Below are 5,444 nucleotides of genomic sequence, written 5' to 3' on the forward strand. Positions count from 1 at the left end.
TTCCTGCGCCGCAGCCTGCCTCAATTGAAAGTGCTCTCGTATGCCGAAGTGCCCGAGACCCGCACGATCAAAGTCGTTAACCTCATCGGGGGTCAAGCTTGAACATTCGTAAATTCATCGGCGCGACGAGTCGCGACGCGCTTCGTCTCGTACGCGAGGCCCTGGGTGCGGACGCTGTGGTGCTGTCGAATCGGACCAACGACGACGGCAGCGTGGAAATCGTCGCACTGGCCGACACGGACTTCGCGCAGATCGCCCCCGATGCCGGCGAGGCGGCTTCGCACGGCATGCCGGCGGGCCTGCCCGCACCGATGACCAATCCCTATGCGGCAAGCGCCGGCCTGCAATCGGGTGGTGCATACACGAGCCCCACGCCTGGCGTGACCCCTGTCAATCCGTATGCGAACGGGATGCCGGATGTGTTCTCGGCCGTCTTCGGCGCGAGCCCGGAAGTGGGGGCGCACGCACCCGACGAAGGGCGGCCGTCGCTGCCGGACGCAGCCTCGGTTGCCGCGCCCCGCTCGAGCGAACGGGCGAGCTTCGCCGCACGCACGGCCGCCGCGAACGCACCGGCTAACACTGCCCCGTCGGCGTCCGCGGCTGCGGCCAGCGGCGCCGCTGCAGGCGCAGGCGACGCCGATGCCGCGCTGACGATGGCGGAATCGAATCCCTGGCTGATCGACCATGCCCGCCGTATCGCCGCACAAAACGAACGGTCGGCACAAGCGGCCCACAGCTCGCGTGCTCACACGATGACGCCTGCCGCGGCAGCGGCCAAGGGCCTCGGCGCACCGGGCCGCGTGTTGTCGGATGACGAACTCGCCACATCGCAGCTGCCCGATTGGGCGCATGAAGCCGCACGCGTCGCCGCGCGCCGCGCCGCGCCGCCGCGCGTGACGCCCGCCTTCGAAGGTGTCGGCGGGCAAGACGCCGAAGCGATGGCCGAAGCGGTGCGCGCACGTGTGGAAGAGCTCGTCAATCAAAAGGTGATGAGCGAACTGTCCGCCATGCGCGGCATGATGGAAGAGCAGTTCGCGGGTCTCATGTGGGGCGATCGTCAGCGTCGCAGTCCCGTGAACGGCGAAGTGACGAAGGCGCTGTTTTCGGCCGGCTTCTCCGCACAGCTCGTGCGCATGGTGGTCGACAACATGCCAGAAGTCGAGAACTTCGACGCGGGGATGGAGTGGGCGAACCAGGTGCTCGGCTCGAATTTGCCTGTGCTCGAAAACGAAGACGCGTTGATGGAGCGCGGCGGCGTGTTCGCCTTGATGGGCCCGACGGGTGTCGGCAAGACGACGACGACGGCCAAGCTCGCCGCGCGCTGCGTGATGCGGTTCGGTGCGAGCAAGGTGGCGCTGCTGTCGACCGACAGCTACCGGATCGGCGGCCACGAGCAACTGCGTATCTTCGGCAAGATCCTCGGCGTGTCGGTGCACGCGGTGAAGGATGCGGCCGATCTGCAGCTGGCGCTCGCCGAGCTGCGCAACAAACACATCGTGCTGATCGACACCATTGGCATGAGCCAGCGCGACCGCACGCTCTCCGATCAAATCGCGATGCTGTGCGGCGCGGGGCTGCCGGTTCAGCGGCTGTTGCTGCTGAACGCGACGAGCCACGGCGATACGCTCAACGAAGTCGTGCAGGCATACCGCAGCGCGCCGGGGCAACCGGAGCTGGCCGGCTGCATTTTGACGAAGCTCGACGAGGCGACCAACCTCGGCGGCGTGCTCGATACGGTGATCCGCTACAAGCTGCCCGTGCATTACGTGTCGACGGGACAGAAGGTGCCCGAGAACCTGTACGTCGCCACGAAGAAGTTTTTGATCAAGAGCGCGTTCTGCATTCCGCGCGACGGTTCGCCGTTCGTGCCGCATGACGACGAAATACCCGCGTTGCTCTCGGCGCTGTCGAGCCGCTCGAGTGCCGAACTTCACGAGGTTCGCTTTGGCTAAACAGGTTACCGATCAGGCAGAAGGACTGCGCCGGCTGCTTTCCAAGAGCGGTTCTCGTGTGGTGGCCGTGACGGGTGGCCCCATGGGCGTCGGCTGTACGTCGACGATCGTGAATCTCGCGGCGGCGCTGGCCGCGCTCGGTAAGGATGTCCTTGTGATCGACGAGCGCCTGGGGACGCATTCCGTCTCCGCGATGCTGGGCGGCTTGCGCGGTGCGGGTTCGCTGCGCGCGCTGATGAGCGGCGAAATTCCGCTGGAGCAAGCCTGCGCGCGGCATGAGCTCGGGTTTTCGGTGCTGGCGGCCTCGCGCGAGAACTGCGCCGGCTTCAGCGCCGCGCAGCTCGCCATGCTGCTGTCCGGACCGGCGGACGTCGTGCTGGTCGATGCGCGGCTCGATCGTCAGGGGGCGCTTTCGCCGCTCGCGGCCCAGGCGCACGACGTGATGATCGTCACACGCGTGGCGGCCAGCGCGATTACGGAAGCGTATGCCTGCATGAAGCGCTTGCACTTCGAACACGCGATCGCGCAGTTCCGCGTGCTCGTCAATCACGTGTCCAGCCTCGCCGATGCGCAAACGACCTTCGAGAACCTGGCCGAAGTGGCGGCGCGGTATCTGACGGTCTCGATCGAGGATGCCGGCTGTGTGGCGGCCGATCCGCTGATGGAGCGGTCGCTCGAACTGGGCCGGTGCGTCGTCGACGCGTTCCCGTCGGCTCAGTCGGCGCGGGACTATCGGCACGTTGCCGCGGAAATGCTGTATTGGCCGATGCGCCCGGCGATGTCCTCGCCGCGGCCGGAAGTCACGGTGCGCTCGGCCATGCCGGCGTCGGCGCTTGCCGACGCGGCGGTCGCCGATCGCCAACATGCTTGAAACGTTAGGGACAAGGAGAAGGGGACCCTCGATGTACAACGCTCAAGGGAAAATGTCCCAGACGGATGTATTGACGCAATACGCGCCGCTTGTACGCAGGCTGGGTTTGCAACTCGTGGCGAAGATGCCGGCGAGCGTCGATCTGGACGACCTGATTCAGGCCGGCATGATCGGCTTGCTCGATGCGGCGAGCCGCTACAAGGAAGACCAGGGCGCGCAGTTCGAAACGTATGCGAGCCAGCGCATTCGCGGCGCGATGCTCGACGAGCTGCGCAACAACGACTGGTTGCCGCGCAGCTTGCGTAAGACATCTCGCGAAGTCGAATCGGCTGTGCATCAGGTCGAGCAGCGGCTCGGCCGGTCCGCCAGCGAGACGGAAGTGGCCGACCATCTGCAGATGCCGCTCGACAACTATCAGTCGATGCTGCAGGATCTGCACGGCAGCCAGCTGATCTACTACGAAGATTTCGACCGCTCGGCGGACGACGAACCGTTCCTCGATCGCTACTGCGTCGACCATACGGATCCGTTGTCGGCACTGCTCGACGATAGCCTGCGCGCGGCGCTCGTCGAAGCGATCGAGAAGCTGCCCGAGCGCGAAAAGCTGTTGATGTCGCTGTACTACGAGCGCGGGATGAACCTGCGCGAGATCGGCGCGGTGATGGAAGTGAGCGAATCGCGCGTCTGCCAGCTGCATAGCCAGGCGGTGGCGCGCCTGCGTGCGAAGCTGCGCGAAATGGCTTGGGCCAGTGTCGATTGAAGTCGGTCGGTGCCGGCTCATGTCGTTGAAAGCATCATGAACCCATCGGCCGCGGCGTTCGCCTGCCGGCCCCACGCGTGAGGCGTGAAAGCGATCGACCCGCGGCGATGCATGCATCGCGCACGTCCGATCGAGCCTCGCGTTAAGATCTCCCGCATTGCCGCCTTCACATTGGGCGGTGCTTGCCTCGGGAGCATGTCATGCCTGTCACGGGCTTCAGCCACTACAACTTGCGTGCCGATCGGGCGACGCTCGATGTCCTACGCGATTTTTACGTCGACGTCGTCGGGCTGCGCCCGGGTTTTCGTCCGCCGTTCGATAGCTTCGGCTATTGGCTCTATGCCGGCGAGCAAGCCGTATTGCATTTATCCGAAGCCGGTCCGCACGAGCGGCATTTGCCGCATGTGGATGGCACATTCGATCACGTGGCATTCGAGTCGTTCGACCTGCCGGGGTTCGAGGCGCATCTGAAGGCGTGCGGTATCGAGTTTCGGCGTGGGCATGTGCCGCAGGTGGATGTCTGGCAGTTGTTTTTTTCGGATCCCGCCGGCAATGGCGTCGAGCTCAATTTTGCCGGTGGCGAGGGACGATAAGCGATGAGGTCGAGTTCCCCGCTCACCGCGCTTTCGGCGAATGCCGCGCTCCTGATCATCGACATGCAAAACGGCATCAACCGGCCGGCGCTCGGCAGGCGCAACAATCCCGATGCCGAACGCAATATCGGGTTCTTGCTCGATGCCTGGCGAAGTGCGGGCAGGCCGATCGTCCATGTCCGCCATATTTCCCGCTCGCCGGAGTCGATCTTTTGGCCGGGGCAAAGCGGCGCCGAATTTCAGCCACGCTTTACGCCCTTGGCGGGTGAGCATGTGATCGAAAAGAACGTTCCGGATGCCTTCGCGCAGACGGGGCTGGAGCGCTGGCTGCATGTGCGGGGGATCGGGCAAGTCGTGATAGTCGGTGTCATCACGAACAATTCCGTCGAGGCGACGGCGCGAAGTGCGGGGAATTTGGGATTCGATGCGATCGTCGCGTCGGACGCCGCGTTCACGTTCGATCTGCGCGATTTAAACGGACGGTTATGGCCGGCCGAGGACGTGCACGCCCTGTCGCTGGCGAATATCGCGATGGATTATGCGGCCGTGCGGACGACGAAGGAGATTGTAGGCGCGGTCGAACCTATCGAGCGGCGTTCCCTCATCTAGACGGAGCACCAACGATCCGGTCCCGGTGCGGGCAATCCGTCACGCCATCACTTCGTGCTGAATCGCGCGCTCGATGAATTGGTTCAGGCTGATACCTTCGGCTGCGGCCGCCTCTACGGCGCGCGCATGCAGATCTGGAGCAATGCGCGCATTGAAGCGCCCGGAAAAATGGCGAATCGGTTCGATGCCGTTTTCCTTGCAGACTTCAAGAAACGCGGCCAACGATTTTGCGCCTTCGACCTTAGTTACCGCGGGCGTCGGCGAGGCGACTTAAACCGTCGCCATCCGCCCATCCGGCCCATACACGCTGGCCGAGTGGCGCGACGTCGCGCCGCGCAAGATTGCCAGCGCGTTCTGGTTGTAATTCATCCGGATGCGGATCATGAGCCCATTCGTGGCATTCGCGCGGCGAGCACGTTGCACGACGGCCTGCAGCAGCTGCCATTGCTTGGCGAGCCGTGCATCGTCCGAGATCGCGAGTTCCATGCCCTTCCAGCCGGCAGGCAAGCCCATCTGGCGCAACTGAGCATCACGCACTTTTTCGAGCGAAGCCAGTTTTTCCGTGAGTTCGGTCTTCTGTTCGACGATGCCGGGCAGCGTCTCGAGCGGCGATACCGCGGCGAGCGCCTTCTCCTCGTACATCAACAGGGACGCGAACG

The 5,444-nt window shown here is 64.5% G+C and carries 7 protein-coding genes; 5 read left to right on the forward strand and 2 right to left on the reverse strand.

The window, feature by feature from the left end:
* Nucleotides 1-98 precede the first annotated feature (98 nt).
* From flhF to ACTHL0_RS07175, 5 genes are all read left to right on the forward strand, one after another.
* Nucleotides 99-1,952 (forward strand): flagellar biosynthesis protein FlhF, encoded by a 1,854-nt coding sequence (gene flhF, locus ACTHL0_RS07155; RefSeq protein ID WP_440565969.1) that lies wholly within the window; start codon nt 99-101, stop codon nt 1,950-1,952.
* Nucleotides 1,945-2,823 carry a MinD/ParA family ATP-binding protein gene (locus ACTHL0_RS07160; protein WP_440565970.1) on the forward strand — a complete coding sequence of 293 codons (879 nt, stop codon included), beginning with the start codon at nt 1,945-1,947 and terminating at the stop codon, nt 2,821-2,823. The genes flhF and ACTHL0_RS07160 overlap by 8 nt, the downstream gene beginning before the upstream one ends.
* Nucleotides 2,824-2,854: 31 nt before the next feature.
* Entirely contained in the window at nt 2,855-3,583 is a 729-nt protein-coding gene (locus ACTHL0_RS07165) for an RNA polymerase sigma factor FliA (protein ID WP_440565971.1), read from the forward strand.
* Between the two features lie 200 nt (nt 3,584-3,783).
* The gene (locus ACTHL0_RS07170) at nt 3,784-4,176 is read left to right on the forward strand and encodes a VOC family protein (RefSeq protein ID WP_440565972.1); all 393 of its coding nucleotides are present in this window, start codon (nt 3,784-3,786) and stop codon (nt 4,174-4,176) included.
* Between the two features lie 3 nt (nt 4,177-4,179).
* Complete coding sequence (locus ACTHL0_RS07175; protein ID WP_440565973.1) at nt 4,180-4,785, forward strand: cysteine hydrolase family protein; 606 nt, start codon at nt 4,180-4,182, stop codon at nt 4,783-4,785.
* Nucleotides 4,786-4,824: 39 nt separating this feature from the next.
* Here ACTHL0_RS07175 and ACTHL0_RS07180 read toward each other — a convergent pair whose 3' ends face one another.
* Entirely contained in the window at nt 4,825-5,007 is a 183-nt protein-coding gene (locus ACTHL0_RS07180) for a YlcI/YnfO family protein (RefSeq protein WP_440565975.1), read from the reverse strand.
* A 48-nt stretch (nt 5,008-5,055) separates the two neighbouring features.
* On the reverse strand, nt 5,056-5,444 hold a 389-nt coding region (locus ACTHL0_RS07185), incomplete at its 5' end, for a flagella synthesis protein FlgN (RefSeq protein WP_440565976.1).

Origin of the sequence: Trinickia sp. (assembly GCF_051961175.1) — a bacterium.
Taxonomy (GTDB): domain Bacteria; phylum Pseudomonadota; class Gammaproteobacteria; order Burkholderiales; family Burkholderiaceae; genus Trinickia.